The sequence below is a fragment of the Sinomicrobium pectinilyticum genome, from assembly GCF_003725735.1.
Lineage (GTDB): Bacteria > Bacteroidota > Bacteroidia > Flavobacteriales > Flavobacteriaceae > Sinomicrobium > Sinomicrobium pectinilyticum.
Genome location: NZ_RJTM01000091.1, coordinates 13122 through 37263 on the forward strand (window position 1 = coordinate 13122; position 24142 = coordinate 37263).

Genomic DNA, 24142 nt, shown 5'->3' on the forward strand with positions numbered 1-24142 from the left:
AACCGGAAGGTCCTTACACCTCCTTCCGGGTTGATAATAACAAACCTGAAAAGGTAGGGTTTTTGCCCTTCAAACTGTTAAATGATTAAATACCAGAAATGAAGAACGATATCTTGTTAGCAAAATGGTTGAGCGGTGAGATTTCTGAAGAAGAACTGGAAACCCTGAAAAAATCCGGGGATTTGGCTGCTTACGAGAAGATCGCCACATATGCGAGTAAGTTAAAGGCCCCGCCCTTTGACAAGGATGCCGTTTTGCAAAAAATACAACAGGGCAGACAACACGCTTCTTCCGGGGTACGGCAAATCCGTCCGTGGAAACGTTTTGCCCGGGTAGCTGCCGTAATAAGCGTTGTTCTGGTCTCCTATATCTTCCTCCTTGGGGAGGACACTGTGATCTCCACCGCCAATGCGGAAAAGACGGACCTGGTACTTCCGGATGAATCCCTGGTAATATTGAATGCCGGCTCCGTGCTGACGTACAACCGTAAAAAATGGGATGAAAGAAGAGAAGTACTACTGGAGGGAGAAGGCTTTTTTAAGGTGGTTAACGGTAGCACTTTCGATGTAAAGACTTATGCCGGAACGGTTTCTGTTCTGGGAACGGAATTCAATGTGAAAAACCGGGAAGACTATTTTGAGGTAAACTGCTATAAAGGGGCCGTCAGGATCATCCACCGGAAAGACACCCTAAAACTCCTGCCCGGCGGGACCTTCAGGGCCCTCGGAGGGAAAAAGGCGGAAACAAAAAATACCCCGGACACCGAACCTTCGTGGTTGCGTGACGAAAGTTCTTTTAAAAGCGTTCCTTACCCATTGGTTTTGAAGGAATTCGAAAGACAATATAACGTTCGTGTTCATCTACGGGCAGAAACGAACCTCGATTTTACCGGAAGTTTTAGTAATAAGGATATAGAAACCGCCTTAAAAAGTATTACCTTGCCATTCCGTCTAAAGTATAAGTTCACGGATGGCAAAAAGGACGAGATCACTATATACACCGATAAAGATTAGATTGGCAGGGGTTTTATTATCCCTATTTTTCCTTTGTTTTTCTCCTGGTCTTTCTGCCCAGGACAAGGAATCTCTTGCCCGTGTTTTACCCGCACTGGAAAACCATTTTCATATAAAGTTTTCTTATGCGGACGAAGATATCGCCCCGTACAGGATAGATCCTCCCGACCTGGAAAAACAGCTTCCGGAGATCCTCTCGGAGATAGAGGTCCAAACTTCACTGAACTTCAAAAAACTGGACAACCGGTACTATACCATTACCCGGAAAACAACAGACATCTGTATCACGGTAAAAGATGCTCTCAGCGGCGATCCGGTTATAGGTGCTACAGTAGAGGTTACGGGTAGTAACCGTTTTGCCGTGACCGATACCCTGGGGGATTTCCGTTTGGCCGGTATTTCGGGGAATGCGGAGCTCCTTATCCGGTCTATGGGATACGGGACTACGAACATCCGTGCAGCGGAATGGACAGCCTCCCCCTGTAAGCCCCTGTTGCTCCGGCCCGAATACCAGGAACTGGAAGAAGTTGTGGTTAAACAGTACCTTACAACAGGGCTTCAAAAGAAAATGGACGGGAGCGTAGGGATAAGCACCGAAAGTTTCGGTATACTTCCCGGGTTGGCAGAACCGGATATACTCCATACCATACAGGCCCTTCCGGGGGTAAAAAGCGTCAACGAAACCGTGTCTAATATTAATATACGCGGCGGCTCCCACGACCAGAACCTCATCCTTTGGGACGGTATAAAAATGTACCAGTCCGGCCACTTCTTCGGGTTGATTTCCGCTTTCAACCCTTATCTCACCCGGAACGTATCGGTAATCAAGAACGGGGCAAGTGCCCTTTACGGCGACGGCGTAAGCGGTACCATAGACATGCGGTCTGCCGACGAGATCGATAATGCCTTTACCGGCGGGGCAGGGTTTAACCTCATCGGGGCAGACGCTTTTGCACGCATACCCCTGGACAAAAAGCTGGCCGTACATATTTCCGCCAGGCGTTCCGTTACCGATTTTGTTTCCACCCCTACATACAACTCCTATTTCGACCGTGTTTTCCAGGATTCCAAAATAACCGACATAGATAACCAGGAAGTCTCCGAAGACATCCGGAGAAATGAAAATTTCTTCTTTTACGACGCCAGCCTGAAAATCCTCTACGACCCACATGAAAAGCACAAGGTACGGGCAAATGCCATTATATTCAAAAACAGCCTGTTGTACGATGAAAGTACGGCTTCTACATCCGAATCCAAACAGAGTACACTGGACCAGCAGAACCTCGCTTTCGGGGCCAGCGTGGAAAGCGAATGGTCTGCCAGGTTCACCTCTTCCGTAAATGCCTATTACACCAAATACAACCTCGATGCCATAAATTACACCCTTTTTACGGACCAGCGGCTCATATTGAACAACGAGGTACTGGAAAGCGGCGTAAGGCTGCATACCAATTATAAGATAACCAACACCATAAACCTGCTGAACGGGTACCAGTTTTACGAAGTGGGTATTACCAATACGGACGATATCAATACCCCGAGATTTCGGGTAAAAGAAAAGGATGTCATAAAAAACCACGCTTTTTTCTCGGAAGTCAGCTATCAGTCACCACAGAAAAAGACATATATCAGAGGCGGGCTCCGGGTCAACTACATCGGGAAATTTGAAAAATACATCTACGAACCCCGGCTGAACATACGCCAAAAACTCAACCGCCGGTTTGCCCTGGAACTACAGGGAGAAATGAGGAGCCAGGTCACGAACCAGGTCATCGACCTGCAACGCGATTTTCTGGGGGTAGAGAAAAGACGGTGGATATTGTCCAATAATGACGATCTCCCGGTAACCAGGAGCAAACAGGCCTCTGTCGGGATCAATTACAACAGAAGTAGTTTTTATACGGGCTTGGAAGTTTTTTACAAAACGGTAGACGGTATTACCACATCCGGACAAGAGTTCCAGAATGAAGGACAATACCTGAGAACAGCAGGAAGCTATACGACCAAAGGCCTGGAATTCCTCATCAACAAAAAGACGGAGAGATACAGTACATGGCTGAGTTATACCTATTCCGTGAACGACTACGAGTTTGAGGCCCTCGATCCGGCCTCTTTTCCGAATAACCTCGACATCCGCCATTCCGTTTCCTTTGCCGGCACCTATATTATAAACAAGCTGAAACTGGCCCTCGGACTCAACTGGCACTCCGGCCGGCCTTTTACCATGCCGCAGGAAGGCTATGAGGTCATAGAAAGACAAACGGGCAATACCATTAACTACAACAGTTCCAATAGCGACAGGCTTCCCGAATTCCTGCGTGCCGACCTGTCCTCCACCTATAATTTCTCCATAAGCGAAAAAGTGAATGCCACCGTAGGTATAGCCATATTGAACGTATTCAACAAAAAGAACACCCTGGATATCTATTACCGGCTGGAAGATGACCAGAGTACGGATATACAACGGGTGGAAAACCTTTCACTGGGTATAACCCCTAATATGACCTTCCGCGTTTTCTTTTAAGGAATTCCCTGAATACAAAACCCCGGCAACGCACAATTACCGGGGTTTCTGCAACTAAAAATAAAAAACTTAAAAACTAACTAACTTCAAAATAATTGATATGAAAACATCATTCTAATAATTCGTATTTAAATTGCGGATATCCGCGGTGCCCGAAAGCATTCATAAATGCGGTAAACTGTAATTTGTAATAGTTTCCGGAAGCATCTTTTACGACAAAGTACCTGTCATTCCTTACCTGTGCTGTTCCACCTCCAAAACCCGGGGTTTGTCTCCAGTCACTGCCAATAACAGCCCTGTCGTTGTATTTCAGTTCGGACTCTTTTACATCTGCCCTGGTAAATTCATCGAAAGAAGGTGCTCCGGTCTCAACGGTTTCCCCATCCGTGGTCTCCGCTGTAAATACGGTATATAATCCTACATTACCCAGAGTGTTGTGTAAAGCATAGTCTGAATAAGCCGCCCCTGCTACCAATCCTCCCATATTCCCGTAATAGGAATACACACTGGTAAAATTGATGTCCCAGTCTTCTTTTGGAGGCTCTACAGCTACCTCGGCCCCGTTTACTATGCTAAAAGCTTTTATATTATAACTGTCGTCTTTAGTAATAACCACTTCTTCATGGGTAGTAGCATCCAGTTCTGCATATTGCAGGGTGTAACTACTTCCGTCGGTCAGTATGCGGATCTTGTAGAAACCTCTATGATCTCCTGTAGTTAATATATCTCCGGGATCTGGTGTCCCCGCAGGGATCTCACTTCCTGCAGAAACGATATATACTTTATTGTTCGACTCCGTTGTAGAAACCTCTGCAATTGTTGTTCCGCTCAACGCTCCTTCTTTACTATCCGTAAAAATGATCCCGTTGTCCAGGTCCCCGTACATATAATAACTCAAAGGCAGACCTGCTTTCAATTCTTCAACCCCTGCAACGGACACATCTGCTAACTGGAACTGTGCATTCAGGCCTTTTAAGGCGAGAGGTGTTTCAAAAACCGTACTGCTGTTCACTTCATCTATATCGGTAAATTCCGAAAGTTCTGCAGCCGTTACCAGGATGGCGGCATTGAGGAACACCCTGTTTTGCGAACCGGAATAAAAGCCCAGCTCCCAGGTATCTCTTTTTACTACCGTGGTTTCGGAAGTACTCAGGTCTATGTACACCTGGTTGGGCTGGTTAGGCCCCCCGGACTCCACATCAATAGTCGCGGATTCCACCACAGGTATTTCGGGTGTTGTTCCCGGACTGTCATCATCGCTGCTACAGCCGGCGATCAATAAACCCGTAACAAGGATTTGTGAAATAAAAAATCGTTTCATATTTAGGTCAGAATTTAAAATTAAACAAAAGTTTGAGGTAAAAAGACCTTCCGTACCCCAGCAGGATATTGCCGGGAGGAGCACCATGTGCGGACCCTGCCATTGCGGTGGTATTTACACTAACCACATCGAGCAGGTTTCTCGCCCCCGCGGTGAGTTCCAGTTGCTTGTTGAAAAAGTTCCTGCGCACACTGGCGTCCAGCCAGGTAAAGGCATCCTGTTTTCCCTTGACATATACGGCATCACCGGAGTCGTTTGTTTGCTGCACGTACTGCTGCTCTTTACCGTTGTATTTTAACTGGGCAAAAAACGTAGTCTGTATGGAAGGAACCGTATAACTCAGCGATGCATTTGCGGTAAATGTAAACAGGTAATCGTCCTGCGCATTATTCTCCCCTCCCAGTTCCTGAGATACTCCGATGTAACTCAGCCCCAGCCCGGCACGCATATTTTTATAATACAACATATTTTCCAGGGAAGCCCCCAAAATCCGGTGCTTGTCCAGATTCATATAGCGGAAACTGCCTGCGGAATTATCGCCGCTGACCAATGCCAGGTTTATCTTGTCTTTGATATCATAATAAAATCCTTTAAAACCATTGACAAGCTTAACTTTCTTCAGATCGGACTTTTTCTCTGCGGAAAGTAATACCGATATACCGTCTTCCGGCTTCAGGTCGGTATTTCCCTGCACATCGTGGTTCGCGTCCACGAAGTAATAGAACAGCTGACTGAAAGTAGGCGTCTTGTAAGCAGAGCCGAAAACACCCTTCAATTCTATATCGTCCTCTGGTTTGAAAGCTGCGGTAAGTCCCCATATCCAATGATTGTCGTACATGGAGCTGTTATTGAGGCGGAGCCCGGGATACAGGGAGAACCGGTCTGTGAAATTAAGGTCTGCCGAAGCGAAAACATCGTAATTCTCCAGCCTGTTCTCTACGATATCTGCAGAATATCCGCTTGCGGTTACATCATATCCTTTTTGATTGGTAAATTCGTACCCGACAGCCAGGTCGAAAAAGTCCGATCGGGAAAAAATGCGGCTCAGGGTTCCTTTGGAAAACAGTAAGTCGCTGGATTGATCGGTAATATCAAGGGTTACTTCTTCTTTCCTTTTTTCTCCTATGTTATAGATGTATGCCATATTATTGCGTTCCTGTTTCTGAAATGAAAGGGAAAGCGTATAATTCATCGATTTCAGTTTCCCGTCTGCGTAAAACTGGTGTAAAAAACGGGACGAACTGTACCTGGTATCATTGGCAGTAATCCTGTAATTATTGTTTTCTATCCTGGCATTGACGGCGTGGTTGTATATATCCAGGGTCTCATCGAGATAGCCGAATTTATAATAGAAACTAAAATCCGGGGCCGTATAATTAAGACTTCCCGTAAGATTTATTTGCTCTTTGGGGTTCCATTCGTGCCCCCTCAGCCCGTCATTGATGACGCTGTTCCCCTGTACTTTAAAGTAGTCTTTACCGCGATAGTCATTAAAAAATCCCTGGAAATCATTCCGGTTAAACCCGGCGGTAACATATAGTCTGTTCGTCAGGTTATGCCCGATATTCAGGGTCTGAATGTGCCTCCCCTTGCGGGACCAGTCGTATTCCCCTCCTACCGTTTCTTCCTGAACAGCGGTTTGTATCTTCCATTTTCCCTCTATTCCCCTTTTGGTGATAATATTAATAACACCCGCTACGGCATTATCCCCGTACAGGACACCCATTGCCCCTTCCACGATTTCTATACGTTCCACATCATCCAGGTTGATCTGGGTTATGTCTATGTTGCTTCCGTACCCGTTATCACTTACCAGCGGAATATTATCTACCAGTATTTTCACATAATCCCCGCTAAGCCCGAACATCCTCACGGTAGACCTTCCGGACTGCGCATCGGGAATTACATTAATATTCAAGTAGTAGTGAAGTACATCGGCCAGGTTATTGCCGGCAACCTTGTCTATGGTTTGGCGGTCTATCTGGCTTACGGGGAATAATTTCCCCGGAATGTTCCTTCTCTTAAACTGGTCTGTTACAATAACCTCTCGGAGTTCGGTCAGCTTTGCGGAAGTAGTATCCGGTTGCGATTGTGCCCGGGCCGAAAACGGTATGGGTATCACGAAGAAAAACAGTAATATGTATTGACGTAAATGTGTAATCATTATCCTTTTACAGTAAATCCTATTATCCCTTTCTCTTTATCACCATATTTTATCCATCACAATTTGTTTCCATTTCGGATAGGCCGCTACGATCAGCCAGATATTTATAGCAAGCAGTCCCAGGGTCTGTAATAGCTCCCGTATTTGATCCGGCTCCAGGAAAAGGTGAAAAAAGAATATATTGAGGGTCACAGGCAAGGCAATTACAGCCCCCAGAATACCAAATACCTGGCTGAGCAGCAATATCCCGGCGAGAAATTCCACCACTCCCAGAAAGGGCCAGAAATACCCGGTTTGTTTCATCCCGAAAATATAATTCCGGATCTTCAGCACCTTAATATCCGAAGTAAGGTCTTCCCCGTTCCGGACCTGTTCTATCATTTGGGTAGGCTCCGGAACGGGCCTGGAGAACTTTGCTATTCCGCCATATGCCAGCATTCCTCCCAGTATCAACCGAAGCACAATATGGATGATCTTTACGGCCATTATCTTTTATTTAGAATGATTATCAATAATTTTGAGGCAAATATATAATTTATTTTTATTCAATCTAAATAAAATTACTAAATTTGTCCACAGATCACCGGATGATTTCCGGATAACAAGTCATCTGTAATATTTTAAACTAAACCACAAATTATGATGAAAAACGCCGTTTTGCTTCAGGCACTATTAGCATTCGGAGTCATTATCTCTAGCCATGCACAGACCGCAAAGAAAAAAGATATCCGATCTATCAAAGATATGTGCGGATGCTATGAAATAACCTTTAATTTCGCCGAGACTTTTGCCCCGGACAAGGACTACGAATTTCACGATCGTTATAAAGCGGGAGCCCTGGAATGGGTAACCCCGGTAGAAGAAGACAACAATAAGATTGTTCTGCAGCATCTTCTTATTGTAAATGACACTATGATCATCAAACACTGGCGGCAGGACTGGCTTTATGAAAATACCGACCTGTATACCTTCTATAAAGACAACCAGTGGAATTATACAAAACTGGACCCTGCCGATGTAAAAGGCCAGTGGACACAGAAAGTATACCAGGTAGATGACAGTCCCCGTTACGAAGGTTCGGCAACGTGGGTCCATGTGGACGGTAAGGATTACTGGGAAAATACCACGGATGCGCCCCTGCCCCGGAGGGAACACACCAAGAGGAACGATTATAATGTAACCAGGCGGACCAACCGCCAGGAAATTACCGGCTACGGCTGGCTGCACGAACAGGATAACGATAAGGTGATAAGGGATGATAACGGCGAAGATACCGTCCTTGCACAGGAAAAAGGTATGAATTACTACAGAAAAGTAGCAGATTCCAAATGCGAACCTGCCCGAAAATGGTGGAAAGAAAACCAGGATTACTGGGCCAGAGTCCGCGCAGAATGGGATGAGATTTTCGCAAGGAAAACCACTTTAAAACTGCTCCCCAAAGCCAATGACAAAAGATTATACGAAGTATTGTTTGACATGGACACCAATGCTTCTGCCCAGGATATTAAAAATGCAATAGTGCCCTTTATTGCCCCCGATAATTATCGGGATTAGTTTTCATCTATGGTTAACTATGAACCGTCTTGTCCCAAGCAAGGCGGTTTTTTTAGTTTGGAGTTGATGAAGGGCTATATAACTCCGGGAATGTCCGAAACTAAAAAATTAATACCTCCTCAACCAGATACGCTCCACACTTCGCGCTTCATGCTCCGTACTTCCCACTTCATCCTCACATCCTTTCCGGCACATCGATACCCAACATACGCAGACCGGACGCTATCACTTCCCCCACTTTCTTGGAAAGTAAGACCCGGAATGCTTTACGGCTCTCTTCTTCTGCTCCCAGTATGGAAACATTCTGATAAAAAGAATTAAATTCCCTCACGAGGTCATAGGTATAATTGGCAATCACCGCCGGGCTGTAATTTCCCGCCGCACTACTAATGATCTCCGGAAAGGCTTCGAGCAGTTTCAGTAATTCCTTTTCCTTCTCATGCAGTACAATTTCTCCTGTCTCCCGGTTCAGGTCCGTATCTTCCGCCTTTCGTAATATGGATTGTATCCTCGCATAGGTATACTGTATGAACGGCCCTGTATTTCCCGCAAAATCCACAGACTCTTCAGGATTGAAAAGTATCCGCTTTTTAGGGTCTACTTTCAGAATATAGTACTTCAAGGCCCCGAGACCGATTATCCGGTACAATTCCTTTTTTTCTTCTTTCGAATAACCGTCCAGTTTACCAAGCTCCCTGGATATTTCTTCGGCGGTATCTGTCATTTCCACAATAAGATCATCGGCATCCACTACCGTCCCTTCCCTGCTCTTCATTTTTCCGCTGGGCAGGTCTACCATGCCATAACTCAAATGGTACAGGCGCTGTGCCCAGTCATAGCCAAGTTTCTGCAATATAAGGAAGAGCACCTTAAAGTGATAATCCTGCTCATTTCCCACCGTATATACCATACCACCGATATCCGGGTAATCTTTTACCCGCTGGATTGCCGTACCGATATCCTGGGTCATGTACACAGCGGTACCATCTGCCCGCAATACGATCTTCTCGTCCAGGCCTTCATCAGTGAGGTCTATCCATACGCTTCCGTCCTCCTTTCTGTAAAATACACCCCGCGCCAGGCCGTCTTCCACGACATCTTTACCTAAAAGGTAGGTATTGCTTTCGTAATAGTAAGAATCAAAATCTACGCCCAGATTCTTATAGGTAATCTCAAATCCGTCATATACCCATTGGTTCATGGTCTTCCACAAACTGACCACTTCTTCGTCTCCTGCTTCCCACTTCCTGAGCATTTCCTGGGCCTCCAGCAAAAGGGGTGCTTTTTTGGCCGCCTCTTCCCTGTTCACACCTTCGGAAACAAGGGTTTCTATTTCCTTTTTATATTCCTTATCGAAAATCACATAATAATTTCCCACCAGTTTATCTCCCTTCAGCCCGGTAGATTCGGGGGTAGCACCATTTCCAAACTTCTTCCAGGCCAGCATGGACTTACAGATATGTATCCCCCTGTCATTGATTATCTGAGTTTTATATACTTTCTTCCCGGCTGCCTTGAGTATCTCCGCTACCGAATATCCGAGCAGGTTGTTCCGTATATGACCCAGGTGCAGAGGTTTGTTGGTATTGGGAGAAGAATATTCCACCAAAACGGCTTTCCCTTCCGGATCGGGGGTGACGTACCCGTAATTCTCCCGGTCTTTGATCTCCCGAAAGAAATCCAGGTAGTACCTGTCGCTTATCACCAGGTTCAAAAAACCTTTAACCACATTAAAGCGGGCTACTTCTTCTACATTTTCCTCCAGGAATGTCCCGATCTGTTCCCCGATAGCCTGCGGATTCCCCTTGACCTGGCGGAGCATAGGGAAAACAACTACAGTTATATCTCCTTCAAAATCCTTCCGGGTAGGCTGTAGTTCTACCGTTGTAATTTCGGTATCAAATATCTTTTTTACGGCTTCTTTTACTCTGGTAATGATAAGGTCTTGTATATCCATCTACATATTTTTTGTCCTGTACAGGCGTGCAAAGATAAAAAGACTTTGGCTTTTTCGGGTGAGAGAGGGTGAGAAAGTGAGAGCGGGTGAGAAGGTGAAAGAAGATGTGGAACAGGTAATAGGCTCATATGGACCGGGAGATACCTCTTATACGATGACATTATACCACAACAAATAAAAATCCCGTCTGAATCCCGCCTCTCACCTGTCATCCTCTCATATCCAAAAAAATAGTATCTTTATAAAAAAAATTCCCATGCTTCTTTACGCTTCTTGTAATGACACCAAAAACAAGAAAAAAATCGAAAAGGCAGTAGGCAAACCCTGTACTATTGCAGACAGAGTAAAGATCGGGGGAGTCCACTCCCCGAAGATGGATATTGTATCGTCTTCCGTACAACTTCACAACCTGCTTATCTTAAACAAGGCGATCAGCACATCGTGTACCATAGAGCTGAGACCAGGGGGAATTATTCTGCGGTTTTACGCTATCCTGGACAAGTACCTCCTCGTGATTCCCTATCACAAGCTTTCCATTCACAAGATCAATACCAATATTTACGCTATCCACAAAGATGATTATCATGTAAAAATAGATGTCAGAAGTGAAGAGGGGCGCGATTTTATCAAAAAAATCCTCAAATCCAAATCGGATAGTTATCCGACTTTTGTCGATGATCTCTAAGAAACGGAGAGCCTGTTTACCACTCCTGTCATTTTTGTTACTCTTGTTTATCTTCAAACCAGGCTTTGAAACAACATGCCCGGGGACCTTTCCCGGAAATTAATAACCAGGTATAAATATCCGCTGCGCTATGCCGTATCTTCCGGGAAATTCAAAATCAGAGGAAACAAAAAGCCCGGGAATACAAGACCCCCGGGCTTTTTTATATTAAGATTAACTTATTATGGCTTCTTTTATACCGCCTGCTTTTGTGCGGGTATATGCAATCCGCACTCCCTGTTCTCCAGAACTTTGGTAGGGTCATAATACTTGAATTCGTTTTCCAGGTTGTTTTCTTCCAGGTATTCATCCAGTTGCTCGTCCGACCAGTAAAAGAAAGGGGAAACTTTTATTACCCCGTCATTTCCCAGGGTAACAATGTCCAGCGAATCCCGGAATGCTGTCTGCCCTTTTCTGAGATTGGTAAACCATACATCCGGCTGGTGCTCTTCCATTGCTCTCCGGAAAGGCTCCAGTTTTACCTGTTCCGTAAACTCTTTATGCAAAGGAGAATCTATATCGGGTATCCCCATCACCGCATCGCGATGTGCTGCTGTTTGTTTAGGAACAAATAAATGAATCCGCAGGTCCAGTTTTTCTATAAGTCTTTCTGCGTGTTTATAAGTCTGCGGAGTATTGTACCCCGTATCGCACCAAATCACGGGGATATCGTTTTTCACTATGGTGGTGGCGTGCAGAATCGCCGCTTCATATGGCCTGAAATTAGTGGTTACCACAGGACGGTTTGCAGTTTCCAGCGCCCATTCCACGATCTCTTCGGGAGATTTGTCTTTCAGATATCCGTTTATCTTTTTTAAGTCCATGATCATTTGTTTTTTGTGATTCGCAACCAGGCTCTTTCATGCAAATAATAGAGTACCATTTTGGAAACGACTTCTATACTCCCGATTCCCAGAGCGATCTTAATATCTCCGGTAAGGATATAGGAAATAACCATAGTATCTATTGTTCCGACCAGACGCCATGAAACAGCCTTTAAAACAGACACCCTGTGACTGTCCGATGCCGGTTTTAATTTCTGTGTTTTTAGCAAATCGAGTATCATAATAACGGTAATAGGATACAAATATACTATTAATCTATCGATTTACTAGAGTTTAAAAAGATTTTTTTTTTCAACTTTCGGCCGAAAGGTCTGCCAGGGTCTTCTTTTCCAACACGCTGAGCATGCTGTCCCTGAGTTCTACCATAACCCGGTTCAGAGAGCATGCTTCCTCTGTTTTGCAATCACTGCACTTTTCATAGAAATGCAGGCTGACGCATGGCAACGGCGCAATGGGTCCCTCCAGTATACGCATCAGGGCGGCAATAGTTATCTGTTCGGGATCTTTCAACAGGTAGTACCCTCCGCCCTTCCCTTTTTTGGAACCGAGAAAGCCGGAATTTTTTAATTGTAGTAATATGATTTCCAGGAATTTTTTGGAAATATTTTCACTTTCCGCAATTTCCGATATCAATACCGGTTTGCTATCTTCCCTCCTGGCCATATAAACCAGGGCCTTCAGCCCGTATTTGGTCTTTTTTGATAACATATCTTAACTTGCCCTTAACTGTACTTCCGGAAGCGGGTCCCGGAAGTAAGTTCTGCTCTAATATAACAATTATTTTTCGGTCTGTCCTTTTTCCAGGAACACCTCGGCCATCATACATCTCGCGCTCCCACCCCCGCAGGCTTCTATAACATCCAGCGAAGATGACAATATCCTGCAATGCTTTTCTATGGCCGCTTTTTGTCCGGGTGTCAGGCTATTGCGGGCAGCAGTACTCATAACGAGATATTTCGTACCATCCTGTCCCGCTACCTGCAGCATATTACCTGCAAAATTATTGACCTGATCTTCCGTGATACTGATAATTTCCTTTCCGTCTTCCTTAAGATGGTTTACTACATTCCTGCGCTCTTTTTTGTCATCGAGGGAATCCAGGCAAATGACGGCAAAATCCTCGGCAATACACATCATTACGTTAGTGTGATATATTACCCTCCGCTTGCCTTCCACTGTCTGATAAGCGGTGAAAATGACCGGTGTATATTCGAAATTTTCACAAAATTCGATAAACAGTTCTTCATTTGCACGGGGGGATAATGCACAGTAAGCTTTACGGTTTACCCGGTCCAGCACCATACTTCCGGTCCCCTCCAGGAAAACCTCATCTTCTTCGGCCTCGGTATAATCGACAATCGTTTCTATACGGAACCCCTGTTCTTCTACGACATCGAGTACTTCTTCGCGGCGCTCCGCTCTTCGGTTTTCGGCAAACATGGGGTACAGGGCCACAGTAGCCTCGGCATGGAAGGATATCCAGTTATTGGGAAAAATGGAATCCGGCGTGTCCGGTTCGCGGGTATCTTCCACAACGATAACGGAGATCCCTGCCGCCCTAAGTTCTTCCACAAAAGTATCGAATTCCTGCAAAGCCTTTGCCTGAACCGTTTCCGGAAGCAGGTTATCCAGGACTTTCTGGTAATAATTGTTTACTGCGGTCTGTTCGTTCATCCGGAAATTCACCGGACGGATCATCAGAATGGTATCGGTTATCTGTCTTTCCATAGTTAATCCCTGGTTAATGGCATTGTTGAGCAACGAAATAACCCTTCCTGTTTGGCTATTTCGGCATAGGCTACTTCTTCCACTACAAATCCGTTCTCCCTGAGCCAGTTGTTCAGACGTGTAAAATTACGTTCGGAAACCACTACATTGGTATCTATTGAAAATACGTTGGAGAACATATAATACATTTCATCCCTGGTAATGTGAAACAGGTTGTCTTTTCCGAAAAGGCCCAGCAGATATTCATAATCTTCCTGCACCCGGAAACCTCCTTTGTAAATGATCCCCCTGTCTTTTCCTACGGGCTGGAAACAACAATCCAGGTGCAGGGCATTATCCCTGGCATCGGTCTTTGATTTCACCAGGTCAAACTCTTTTACTTTCTTGTTCGGGAACATATCGCGGATAAACCCGACACCATGCATATTGGTCCTTGCCGTTATCTGGTCAGGATAATCATCGCCCTTATAGGTCCCCACAAAAATATGGTCGTTCCACAGCATAACATCTCCGCCCTCTATATGTGCTTCTTCGGGCGGTGTGATGATCTTCCCCGGGGGTATCTCATCCATGACATACTGAATGGCTTTCAGTTCCTTTTCCCTGTCGGGCAGGATATTGGATTTTATAAACAGGTCATCGATCACAAAAGCGATATCCCTGGCAAAAATCTGGTTACAGTCTGTTATAATTTCAGGGCGGAAAACCTGTATATCATATTTGTTCAACACACTGGCAAAGGCTTCTATCTCTGTTACCATATCTTCTTCCTTCGGATAGGTCCCGGCCAGAATATGTTCCAGTGATTTAGGATCATAGGCTTCTTCGGGTCCGGGCACGGGGCCGTTACTTTTTGCTGTCCCGAGTACCAATGCCCTTAACCTGGAGGTCTCGTCTTTTACATTCAGCTTCAACATAAAGGTGATGATTTGTTACAAATATAAAAAAAGCAGGGATGCACAGCCGTGCGTCCCTGCCTGTTTTTCCAAAAAAGATCGAGAAAATTTCCGGTCTTTTATGCTTGTTATTTTATCTTTTGGCTATATCCTCGAACGGACGTTGGTTTTCCCCGATATACACTTGTCTCGGTCTTCCGATAGGTTCATTGCGCAGACGCATTTCCCTCCATTGTGCTATCCATCCGGGAAGTCGTCCCATAGCGAACATTACGGTAAACATTTCCGTAGGGATGCCCAGTGCCCTGTAGATAATTCCGGAGTAGAAATCCACATTCGGATAGAGTTTTCTGTCGACGAAATACGGATCTTCCAACGCTTCTTTTTCCAGGCCTTTTGCAATATCCAGTACCGGGTCTACAACGCCGAGGTCCCCGAGAACTTCATCTGCCGCTTTTTTAATAATCCTTGCACGGGGATCGAAATTCTTATATACCCTGTGACCAAATCCCATCAGTCGGAAAGGGTCTTCTTTATCCTTGGCCTTGGCCATATATTTTTTAGTATCTCCTCCGTCGGCCTTGATGCCTTCGAGCATTTCTATAACGGCCTGGTTAGCGCCGCCGTGAAGCGGCCCCCAAAGCGCCGAAATACCCGCAGAGATCGAGGCAAACAGACCTGCATGGGAAGATCCTACGATCCGGACCGTAGACGTGGAACAGTTTTGCTCATGATCCGCATGAAGTATCAGCAACTTGTCCAGGGCATTGATGACAATCTCATTTCTTTTATATTCCTTGTTAGGTCTTTTGAACATCATTTTGGCGATGTTTTCTACGTATCCGAGGGTATCATCCCCGTAGTCCAGCGGAAGTCCTTCTTTTTTGCGCAGTGTCCATGCCACGAGGACCGGAAATTTCGCCATCAGTTTCACTATGGCCTTATACATATCCTCCTCAGAAGATACGTTGACCGAAGAAGGGTTAAATGCAATAAGAGCACTGGTTAAAGACGCCAGGACTCCCATAGGATGAGCAGATTTCGGAAAGCTGTCGAGTATTTTCTTCATTTCCTCATCTACCACGGCCTGGTCTTTTATATCATCGTGGAATTTCTCCAGTTGACTTTTTGTAGGCAACTCGCCAAAGATCAAAAGATATGCAACCTCAAGGAAATCGGCCTTCTCGGCCAGTTCTTCGATAGTATAACCCCGGTAACGGAGAATTCCTTTTTCACCGTCCAGATAGGTAATAGCACTCTCACAAGATCCGGTATTCTTATACCCGGGATCAAGAGTTATGATCCCGCTTTTTGCCCGGAGCGTCTTGATATCTATCGCTATTTCATCTTCTGTTCCTATGGTTACAGGAAACTCATATTTCTCACCGTTATACTCTAAGGTAGCAATTTTTGACATAATAATTCTATAGATTTTAGATTCACTTATTTCCCCATCCCGGTAATCCGGCAGAAGCCCGGACAAGAGATGTGGACGAGAGTTGCGAAAATACAAAATAATGTGTTAATATAAGGTTAATTACCACTATTTTTGCTTGTTTCACGACACAAAAAAAGGATATTCCGTACCGGTACGGCACGAGCTGTTCGCCTTGAATTATAACGCATTCTCTGTATGCTCCGGGACCGGCTTCTGCACATTTCAAAAAAACCGCAGGGAACGATGTTTAACCCGAAATCCGAACAAGGGGAAAAGCTTCAAAAGCAAAAACCCCGGGCGTTCTGTTTCCGGGGTTTTTCTTATCTGTCATACTTCCGGGCGGAAATACTTATTTCACTTTAAAAGCCTTTTCTTTCGGATAATACGCTACATCTCCCAGTTCTTCTTCTATACGGAGCAACTGGTTATATTTGGCCATACGATCACTTCGGGAAGCAGATCCGGTTTTTATCTGACCTGTGTTCAGTGCCACGGCAAGATCGGCAATAGTATTGTCTTCGGTTTCTCCGGAACGGTGTGACATTACGGAAGTATAACCGGCATTATGTGCCATGTTTACCGCCGCAATAGTTTCGGTAAGGGTACCTATCTGGTTTACTTTAATAAGAATAGAATTGGCAATTCCGTTCTCTATACCGCGGGAAAGTCTTTCTACGTTCGTTACGAACAGGTCGTCTCCTACCAGCTGAACTTTGTCCCCGATCTTCTCGGTAAGGTATTTCCAGCCTTCCCAGTCGTTCTCATCCATACCGTCCTCGATAGAGATGATAGGATATTTACCTGCCAGTTCGGCCAGGTAATCCGCCTGCTCCTGCGATGTCCTCACTTTTCCTTTGTCTCCTTCGAATTTAGTATAGTCGTACTTGCCATCTACATAGAATTCGGCAGAAGCACAATCCAGGGCGATCTTTACTTCATCACCGGCTTTGTAGCCTGCCTTTTCAATAGCTTTTATTATAGTCTCGAGCGCATCTTCGGTACCATCCAGGGTAGGTGCAAAACCGCCTTCATCTCCCACGGCTGTACTAAGGCCTCTGTCGTGTAATACTTTTTTGAGATTGTGGAATATCTCCGTTCCCATCTGCATGGCATGCGTAAAGCTTTCGGCTTTTACTGGCATAATCATGAACTCCTGGAAGGCAATAGGAGCATCGGAGTGAGATCCGCCATTAATAATGTTCATCATAGGCACCGGAAGTGTATTGGCACTTACCCCTCCGACATAACGGTACAAAGGCATCCCCAGTTCGTTTGCTGCAGCTTTCGCTACGGCCAGGGAAACCCCGAGTATGGCATTAGCGCCCAGCTTGGATTTGTTCGGTGTACCATCGAGCGCTATCATTTTTTTATCGATAGCGTTCTGCTCGAAAACGGATGTCCCTACAAGCTCTTCTGCAAGGATGTTGTTTACATTGTCTACTGCTTTGGAAACTCCCTTGCCCATATAAGAAGAACCTCCGTCTCTAAGTTCAACGGCTTCGTGCTCTCCCGTAGACGCTCCCGAAGGTACTGCTGCCCTTCCCAGGATTCCACTTTCGGTAACTATATCTACTTCTACGGTAGGGTTACCTCTCGAATCTAAAATCTGCCTTGCGTGAACACTAATAATTATACTCATAATATTACTTTGTTATATTCTTTTTCTTTTTCGTTTGTTATGGCTGAATATTATTACACTAACTGTTTACTATTGGCCTTTTGGCGATCATTTCTATGAACTGATCAAAAAGGTAAGAGGCATCGTGAGGTCCGGGACTGGCTTCCGGGTGATATTGAACAGAAAAGCAGTTCTTCCCTTTGATACGGATACCTGCAACGGTATTGTCGTTCAGATGCAGGTGTGTGATTTCCACTTCCGGATGGTTCTCTACTTCTTCCCGGTTTACCGCAAACCCGTGGTTCTGCGACGTTATCTCTCCTTTACCGGATATCTCATTTTTTACGGGGTGATTGATCCCTCTGTGCCCATTGTGCATTTTGTATGTGGATATACCCTGGGACAGGGCTATGATCTGATGCCCGAGGCAAATACCGAAAAGAGGAAGGTCCTCGTCGATTATCCTTTTTGCTACTGCAATGGCACTATCCAGCGGTTCGGGGTCTCCCGGGCCATTGGACAGGAAATAACCGTCCGGATTCCATGCCTGTAATTCCTCAAAGCCGGTATCGTAAGGAAAAACTTTAACATAAGCATCTCTTGCCGCAAGGTTTCTCAGAATGTTCTTTTTGATCCCCAGGTCCAGTGCTGCAATTTTGTATGTAGCATCCGGATTACCGAAGTAGTAAGGTTCTTTTGTGGACACTTTCGAGGATAATTCCAGTCCCTCCATATCGGGAACCTCTGCCAGCTGTGCTTTCAATTCGTCAATTTTTTCTATCTCCGTGGAAATTACGGCATTCATGGCGCCATGGTCCCTGATGTAACTCACCAAAGCCCTTGTATCCACATCGGAAATAGCGAACAGGTTATTTTCTTCCAGAAACTCTTTCAGGGAACCTTTGGCATCCACCCGTGAGTAATCGTAACTGAAGTTCTTGCAAACAAGTCCTGCTATTTTAACCGAATCCGATTCTACCTCTTCCTCGTTAACGCCATAGTTACCGATGTGTGCATTTGTGGTTACCATGATCTGACCGAAATAGGAGGGGTCCGTAAAGATCTCCTGATAACCGGTCATCCCGGTATTAAAACACACTTCACCGAAGGCAGTTCCTTCTTTACCTACTGCTTTTCCATAAAAAATGGTCCCATCCGCAAGGATAATGACCGCTTTCTTTCTTGATTGATACTTCATGTACGGATAAGTATTTTTATAAAAATTCTTCCGGAGTCCTTTTGATCTCAGGCCTTACCTGGTATTACAGAATTATTCAGACCATCTGTTCCGGACATTCCGAAGAACTTTAAAAAGTTTTACAAAATAACATAAAAAAAAGGATAAACTAAAATGTTTATCCTTTTGATATGTAATGATTTCGTTATCATTTGTTATTCCTCCGACGAAGGTTTTTTATCTTCTCCTTCCGCGGCTTTATCGGCTTTTTCTGCCTTAGGTTCTTTCTTAGGGGCCTCTGCTTTCTTTTCTTCAGTAGCTTTTTCTTCCTTTACGGCAGTTTCGGCTTTTGCAGTTTCCTCCTGAGATTTTTTGCTTCGTCCCCTTCTGGTAGACTTCTTCTTGGCTCCTTTACCTGTTTCGTAAGTTTCGTTGTAATCTACAAGTTCAATAAGGGCCATATCTGCGTTATCACCTAAACGATTACCCAGCTTAATAATCCTGGTGTATCCTCCGGGACGATCCGCAACTTTAACAGCCACATCCCTGAAGAGCTCGGTTACGGCATATTTATTTCTCAGCTTGCTGAAAACTACTCTCCGGTTATGGGTAGTATCTTCTTTGGACTTGGTTACCAAAGGCTCGATAAATTGCTTCAGAGCTTTAGCCTTTGCTACTGTTGTGTTAATACGCTTGTGTTCTATTAAAGAGCACGCCATATTTGCCAACATAGCCTTCCGGTGTGCTGATTTCCTCCCTAAGTGGTTTATTTTCTTTCCGTGTCTCATCTTAATTCCCTAATTGTTCTTTTCCGAAAATGTACTCCCCTGACGGGGAATACATTCGAAAAAGGAAAAGATTAATCTTTATCTAATTTATATTTTGACAAATCCATCCCGAAGCTCAGTCCTTTCACGCTTACCAGTTCTTCCAGTTCAGTCAGGGACTTTTTACCGAAGTTTCGGAATTTCATTAAATCGTTCTTGTTAAAGGACACCAGGTCTCCCAGGGTATCCACCTCTGCGGCTTTCAGACAGTTCAATGCACGTACGGACAGGTCCATGTCCACCAGTTTGGTTTTCAGCAATTGCCTCATGTGCAGGGATTCCTCATCATAAGTTTCTGTCTGTGCAATCTCATCGGCTTCGAGTGTTATCCTCTCATCGGAGAACAACATAAAGTGATGGATCAGTATTTTGGCCGCTTCGGTAAGGGCATCTTTAGGATGAATGGAACCGTCGGTGATAATTTCAAAAACCAGTTTTTCATAATCAGTCTTCTGTTCCACACGATAGTTCTCTATACTATATTTTACGTTCTTTATCGGAGTAAAGATAGAATCCGTAAAAATAGTTCCTATAGGAGCGTTGGGCTTTTTGTTTTCTTCAGCAGGAACATACCCCCTTCCTTTTTCTATGGTGAGCTCCAGGTTGATGTTAACACTTGGCTCCATATTACAGATTACCAGATCCGGGTTCAGCACCTGAAAACCGGAAATGAATTTCTGAAAGTCTCCTGCTGTCAACTGCTCCTTACCGGTAACGGAAACAGAAACCGTCTCGTTATCCACATCTTCTATCTGTCTTTTAAAACAAATCTGCTTCAGATTGAGGATGATTTCCGTAACGTCTTCTACCACACCGGATATAGTGGAAAATTCATGTTCCACACTATCTATTTTTACCGATGTAATAGCAAAACCGTCCAAAGAAGCCAGCAAGACTCTTCGCAATGCGTTACCAACGGTCAATCCGTATCCGGGTTCCAAAGGACGAAATTCAAATTTCCCTTCGAAATCGGAAGAATCGATCATTATAACTTTATCGGGCTTTTGAAAATTAAATATTGCCATAATACGACAGCTGTCTGATTATTATTTAGAGTATAACTCGACGATTAATTGTTCTTTGATGTTTTCCGGAATTTGTATTCTTTCCGGAACGGCTACGAAAGAACCTTCTTTTTTCTCTGTATTCCAGGTAATCCATTCATACACGCTGGAGTTGTTTGCCAGGGAATTCTCTATAACTTCAAGAGATTTTGACTTTTCACGAACTCCAACAACATCGCCGGGTTTTAAAGTATAAGAAGGAATATTTACGATTTCCCCGTTTACGGTAATATGACGGTGTGACACCAATTGTCTTGCCCCCCTTCTGGAAGGTGCAACTCCCATCCTGTAGACCACATTGTCCAGACGGGACTCACATAATTGCAGTAATACCTCACCGGTAACCCCTTTGCTTCGGTTAGCCTTTTCAAACAGGTTCCTGAATTGTTTTTCGAGGATTCCGTAAGTATATTTTGCTTTTTGCTTCTCCATTAACTGGATAGCATATTCTGATTTTTTCCCTCTCCTGCGGTTGTTACCGTGTTGTCCAGGAGGGTAATTTTTCTTTTCAAAAGATTTGTCGTCTCCAAAGATCGGCTCTCCGAATTTTCTTGCGATCTTCGTTTTTGGACCTGTATATCTTGCCATGTTTTTAAATATTTTTGAGGATGATTATGAATTAAGGCTTATCCTTCGATAATCGTTAACTATCCCCGTTGTATAACTGATTAAATTACTTAAACTCTTCTTCTTTTCGGCGGACGACATCCGTTGTGAGGTAACGGAGTAACATCAATGATTTCTGTTACTTCTATACCTGCATTGTGAATGGTACGGATAGCTGATTCTCTTCCGTTACCCGGTCCTTTCACATAAACTTTTACCTTCCTCAGACCGGCTTCCTGCGCTATTTTAGCAGCATCTTCCGCAGCTACCTGGGCGGCATAGGGCGTATTTTTCTTAGATCCCCTAAAACCCATTTTCCCGGCAGATGACCATGACACCACGTCTCCTTTTTTATTGGTCAGAGATATGATGATATTGTTGAATGATGCAGAAATATGCGCCTCACCTACAGATTCTACAACGACCTTGCGTTTTTTAGAAGTTTTTGTATTTGACTTTGCCATATTACCCTACGTATTATTTAGTTGCTTTCTTCTTGTTGGCAACAGTTTTTCGTTTACCTTTTCTAGTCCTGGAATTATTCTTGGTCCTCTGTCCTCTCAGCGGTAAACCAATCCTGTGACGGATACCTCTGTAACATCCGATATCCATCAATCGCTTGATGTGAATCTGCACTTCAGAACGCAACTCTCCTTCAATCTTGAAAGCACCTACGGCTTCACGGATACGGTTAATTTCGTCATCGGTCCATTCAGACACTTTGGTATCTTCATTTACTTCCGCTTTAGCCAAAATTTCTTTGGCCCTGCTTTTTCCAATACCAAAAATATAGGTTAACGAAATAACCCCTCTTTTGTGTTTTGGTATATCAACTCCTGCGATTCTTGCCATAATTACCCTTGTCTTTGTTTAAATCTAGGATTCTTTTTATTAATTACGTACAATTTCCCCTTACGACGCACAATCTTGCACTCGGGACTTCTCTTCTTTAATGATGCTCTTACTTTCATGATAATTCAATGTTCAAGGTTCAAGGTCCAAGTTTAACTTTGAGGTCCGAACCATTTAATATCTATAAGTGATTCTTGCTTTTGAAAGGTCATAAGGACTCATCTCCAGTTTTACCTTATCGCCAGGCAACAGTTTTATATAATGCATACGCATTTTACCGGATATATGAGCAGTAACCACATGACCGTTTTCCAGTTCTACCCGAAACATTGCATTGGACAATGCTTCGATTATCGTTCCGTCTTGCTCTATTGCTGCTTGTTTAGCCATTTATATACTTCTCAATTTTTTGACCTGCCTGTGCGGCAGATAGGTTTATGATTTATGATGTCGTCGATATTCCCAACCCATAAAGCCATCGCTATCTTTACGCCACTACCTTTCTGTTTTTACCGGTTTTCATCAAACCGTCATAATGCCTGTTCAGCAGATACGAATTTACCTGTTGCATCGTATCTATCGCAACTCCAACCATAATAAGCAATGAAGTACCTCCGTAAAACAAGGCCCATCCTTGCTGCATTCCCACGATCTTTACCACAAAAGCGGGCAAAATAGCTATAATGGCCAGGAATATGGATCCGGGGAAAGTGATCAAAGACATTATTCTGTCCAGATAATCTCCGGTTTCCTTTCCGGGTTTTATACCGGGTATGAACCCTCCGCTTCTTTTAAGATCGTCTGCCATTTTATTGGTAGGTACCGTAATGGCGGTGTAAAAATACGTAAAAACTATGATCAGCAATGCAAAGACCAGGTTATACCAGAAACCGAAGATGTCCATAAAAGCCGTTTTCACCGATTGTGCAGCTTCGGAATTGGACAATCCTGCCAGTGCTCCCGGAACGAACATAATGGCCTGTGCAAAAATTATAGGCATTACTCCCGAAGCATTGAGCTTCAAAGGAATGTATTGCCTTGATCCGAATACATTTTTCTCATAACCCCCGGAAGCTGTTCTCCTGGCATATTGTACCGGTATCTGTCTTGTTGCCATAACCAGCATAATACTGGCCAGAATAACTACAAACCAGATGACAAGTTCAATAAGGACAAGCATCAGCCCTCCGTTATTCTCAGAGACCCTGGATGCGAATTCCTGGGCGAAAGACTGGGGTAACCGGGCGATAATCCCCACCATAATAAGCAGTGAGATACCATTACCGATACCTTTATCCGTAATCTTTTCACCGAGCCACATCGCAAATATCGTACCGGTCACCAAAATAATTACCGACGGAATGATAAAGTCGAGCCCTTTACCCAGCAGGAAAGCGCTGTCGGGCACACCTAATGCTCCGAGTCCGTACAAATATGCCGGTGCCTGAACCACACATATGGCAATGGTAAGCCAGCGTGTGATCTGGTTAATGGTCTTCCTGCCGCTTTCTCCCTCCTTTTGCAGCTTTTGCAGGTATGGAATAGCGATTCCCATAAGCTGTACCACAATAGAGGCCGATATATAAGGCATAATACCCAAAGCGAAAACGGAAGCATTGGCAAAGGCCCCTCCCGTAAAAGCATTAAGGATTCCCAATAAACCGGTGTCTGTTTTGCTCGACAGTTCCGCCAGTTGTACCGAATCAACACCCGGAAGCACAATTTGCGTACCGAAACGGTACACCAGCAGTAACCCCAGGGTTACTACTATTCTGCTTTTCAGCTCTTCTATCTTCCAGATGTTGCTAAGTGTCTCTAAAAATTTCTTCATGGT

At 44.5% G+C, this 24142-nt stretch carries 24 protein-coding genes; 4 read left to right on the top strand and 20 right to left on the bottom strand.

Going from position 1 to position 24142, the window contains the following annotated elements:
* Nucleotides 1-98 precede the first annotated feature (98 nt).
* A complete protein-coding gene (locus ED312_RS12745) occupies nucleotides 99-1013 on the top strand; it encodes a FecR family protein (protein WP_123216402.1) in 915 nt (304 codons plus the stop codon).
* Nucleotides 970-3537, top strand: a complete 2568-nt coding sequence (locus ED312_RS12750) for a TonB-dependent receptor (RefSeq protein ID WP_123216403.1) — start codon at nucleotides 970-972, stop codon at nucleotides 3535-3537. The genes ED312_RS12745 and ED312_RS12750 overlap by 44 nt, the downstream gene beginning before the upstream one ends.
* 109 nt (nucleotides 3538-3646) lie before the next feature.
* On the opposite strand, the gene ED312_RS12755 is transcribed toward ED312_RS12750, so the two are convergent.
* Genes ED312_RS12755 through ED312_RS12765 form a run of 3 tightly spaced genes read right to left on the bottom strand, consistent with a single transcriptional unit; the run spans nucleotide 3647 to nucleotide 7508 of the window.
* Entirely contained in the window at nucleotides 3647-4858 is a 1212-nt protein-coding gene (locus ED312_RS12755; RefSeq protein WP_170164509.1) for an HmuY family protein, read from the bottom strand.
* 7 nt (nucleotides 4859-4865) lie between these two features.
* The gene (locus ED312_RS12760) at nucleotides 4866-7022 is read right to left on the bottom strand and encodes a TonB-dependent receptor plug domain-containing protein (protein WP_123216405.1); all 2157 of its coding nucleotides are present in this window, start codon (nucleotides 7020-7022) and stop codon (nucleotides 4866-4868) included.
* A 39-nt stretch (nucleotides 7023-7061) separates the two neighbouring features.
* Nucleotides 7062-7508, bottom strand: coding sequence for a DoxX family membrane protein (locus ED312_RS12765; protein WP_123216406.1), 447 nt, complete (start codon nucleotides 7506-7508; stop codon nucleotides 7062-7064).
* Between the two features lie 156 nt (nucleotides 7509-7664).
* Between ED312_RS12765 and ED312_RS12770 the strand changes: the two genes are divergently transcribed.
* The gene (locus ED312_RS12770; protein ID WP_394342864.1) at nucleotides 7665-8576 is read left to right on the top strand and encodes a DUF6607 family protein; all 912 of its coding nucleotides are present in this window, start codon (nucleotides 7665-7667) and stop codon (nucleotides 8574-8576) included.
* Nucleotides 8577-8751: 175 nt separating this feature from the next.
* Here ED312_RS12770 and argS read toward each other — a convergent pair whose 3' ends face one another.
* A complete protein-coding gene (gene argS / locus ED312_RS12775) occupies nucleotides 8752-10533 on the bottom strand; it encodes an arginine--tRNA ligase (protein ID WP_123216408.1) in 1782 nt (593 codons plus the stop codon).
* Between the two features lie 256 nt (nucleotides 10534-10789).
* Between argS and ED312_RS12785 the strand changes: the two genes are divergently transcribed.
* Nucleotides 10790-11218 carry a hypothetical protein gene (locus ED312_RS12785; protein ID WP_123216410.1) on the top strand — a complete coding sequence of 143 codons (429 nt, stop codon included), beginning with the start codon at nucleotides 10790-10792 and terminating at the stop codon, nucleotides 11216-11218.
* 233 nt (nucleotides 11219-11451) lie between these two features.
* Here the strand turns inward: ED312_RS12785 and ED312_RS12790 are convergent, their stop codons facing one another.
* From ED312_RS12790 to secY, 16 genes are all read right to left on the bottom strand, one after another.
* Nucleotides 11452-12081 carry a phosphoadenosine phosphosulfate reductase domain-containing protein gene (locus ED312_RS12790; protein WP_394342863.1) on the bottom strand — a complete coding sequence of 210 codons (630 nt, stop codon included), beginning with the start codon at nucleotides 12079-12081 and terminating at the stop codon, nucleotides 11452-11454.
* Between the two features lie 2 nt (nucleotides 12082-12083).
* The gene (locus ED312_RS12795) at nucleotides 12084-12323 is read right to left on the bottom strand and encodes a DUF2061 domain-containing protein (protein ID WP_123216447.1); all 240 of its coding nucleotides are present in this window, start codon (nucleotides 12321-12323) and stop codon (nucleotides 12084-12086) included.
* Between the two features lie 70 nt (nucleotides 12324-12393).
* A complete protein-coding gene (locus ED312_RS12800) occupies nucleotides 12394-12810 on the bottom strand; it encodes an RrF2 family transcriptional regulator (protein WP_123216412.1) in 417 nt (138 codons plus the stop codon).
* A gap of 69 nt (nucleotides 12811-12879) precedes the next feature.
* The gene (ctlX, locus tag ED312_RS12805; RefSeq protein WP_123216413.1) at nucleotides 12880-13830 is read right to left on the bottom strand and encodes a citrulline utilization hydrolase CtlX; all 951 of its coding nucleotides are present in this window, start codon (nucleotides 13828-13830) and stop codon (nucleotides 12880-12882) included.
* 2 nt (nucleotides 13831-13832) lie between these two features.
* Nucleotides 13833-14747 carry a dimethylarginine dimethylaminohydrolase family protein gene (locus tag ED312_RS12810; protein ID WP_123216414.1) on the bottom strand — a complete coding sequence of 305 codons (915 nt, stop codon included), beginning with the start codon at nucleotides 14745-14747 and terminating at the stop codon, nucleotides 13833-13835.
* Nucleotides 14748-14859: 112 nt separating this feature from the next.
* Nucleotides 14860-16143, bottom strand: a complete 1284-nt coding sequence (locus tag ED312_RS12815) for a citrate synthase (protein WP_123216415.1) — start codon at nucleotides 16141-16143, stop codon at nucleotides 14860-14862.
* A 370-nt stretch (nucleotides 16144-16513) separates the two neighbouring features.
* On the bottom strand, nucleotides 16514-17803 hold the full coding sequence (gene eno / locus ED312_RS12820) for a phosphopyruvate hydratase (protein ID WP_123216416.1): 1290 nt from the start codon (nucleotides 17801-17803) through the stop codon (nucleotides 16514-16516).
* A gap of 58 nt (nucleotides 17804-17861) precedes the next feature.
* Nucleotides 17862-18980, bottom strand: a complete 1119-nt coding sequence (gene carA / locus ED312_RS12825; RefSeq protein WP_123216417.1) for a glutamine-hydrolyzing carbamoyl-phosphate synthase small subunit — start codon at nucleotides 18978-18980, stop codon at nucleotides 17862-17864.
* Nucleotides 18981-19174: 194 nt separating this feature from the next.
* Nucleotides 19175-19747 carry a 50S ribosomal protein L17 gene (gene rplQ / locus ED312_RS12830; RefSeq protein WP_123216418.1) on the bottom strand — a complete coding sequence of 191 codons (573 nt, stop codon included), beginning with the start codon at nucleotides 19745-19747 and terminating at the stop codon, nucleotides 19175-19177.
* 71 nt (nucleotides 19748-19818) lie between these two features.
* Nucleotides 19819-20811, bottom strand: a complete 993-nt coding sequence (locus ED312_RS12835) for a DNA-directed RNA polymerase subunit alpha (protein ID WP_123216419.1) — start codon at nucleotides 20809-20811, stop codon at nucleotides 19819-19821.
* Between the two features lie 21 nt (nucleotides 20812-20832).
* Nucleotides 20833-21438: a 30S ribosomal protein S4 gene (rpsD, locus tag ED312_RS12840; RefSeq protein WP_123216420.1), complete on the bottom strand. Its 606-nt coding sequence runs from the start codon at nucleotides 21436-21438 to the stop codon at nucleotides 20833-20835.
* 89 nt (nucleotides 21439-21527) lie between these two features.
* On the bottom strand, nucleotides 21528-21920 hold the full coding sequence (rpsK, locus tag ED312_RS12845; protein ID WP_123216421.1) for a 30S ribosomal protein S11: 393 nt from the start codon (nucleotides 21918-21920) through the stop codon (nucleotides 21528-21530).
* Nucleotides 21921-21933: 13 nt separating this feature from the next.
* Nucleotides 21934-22308, bottom strand: coding sequence for a 30S ribosomal protein S13 (gene rpsM / locus ED312_RS12850; protein WP_123216422.1), 375 nt, complete (start codon nucleotides 22306-22308; stop codon nucleotides 21934-21936).
* A gap of 2 nt (nucleotides 22309-22310) precedes the next feature.
* Nucleotides 22311-22427 (bottom strand): type B 50S ribosomal protein L36, encoded by a 117-nt coding sequence (gene ykgO, locus ED312_RS12855; RefSeq protein WP_112369842.1) that lies wholly within the window; start codon nucleotides 22425-22427, stop codon nucleotides 22311-22313.
* 55 nt (nucleotides 22428-22482) lie between these two features.
* A complete protein-coding gene (gene infA / locus ED312_RS12860; RefSeq protein ID WP_123216423.1) occupies nucleotides 22483-22698 on the bottom strand; it encodes a translation initiation factor IF-1 in 216 nt (71 codons plus the stop codon).
* Between the two features lie 97 nt (nucleotides 22699-22795).
* Nucleotides 22796-24139 (bottom strand): preprotein translocase subunit SecY, encoded by a 1344-nt coding sequence (gene secY / locus ED312_RS12865; protein WP_123216424.1) that lies wholly within the window; start codon nucleotides 24137-24139, stop codon nucleotides 22796-22798.
* Between the last annotated feature and the right edge of the window lie 3 nt (nucleotides 24140-24142).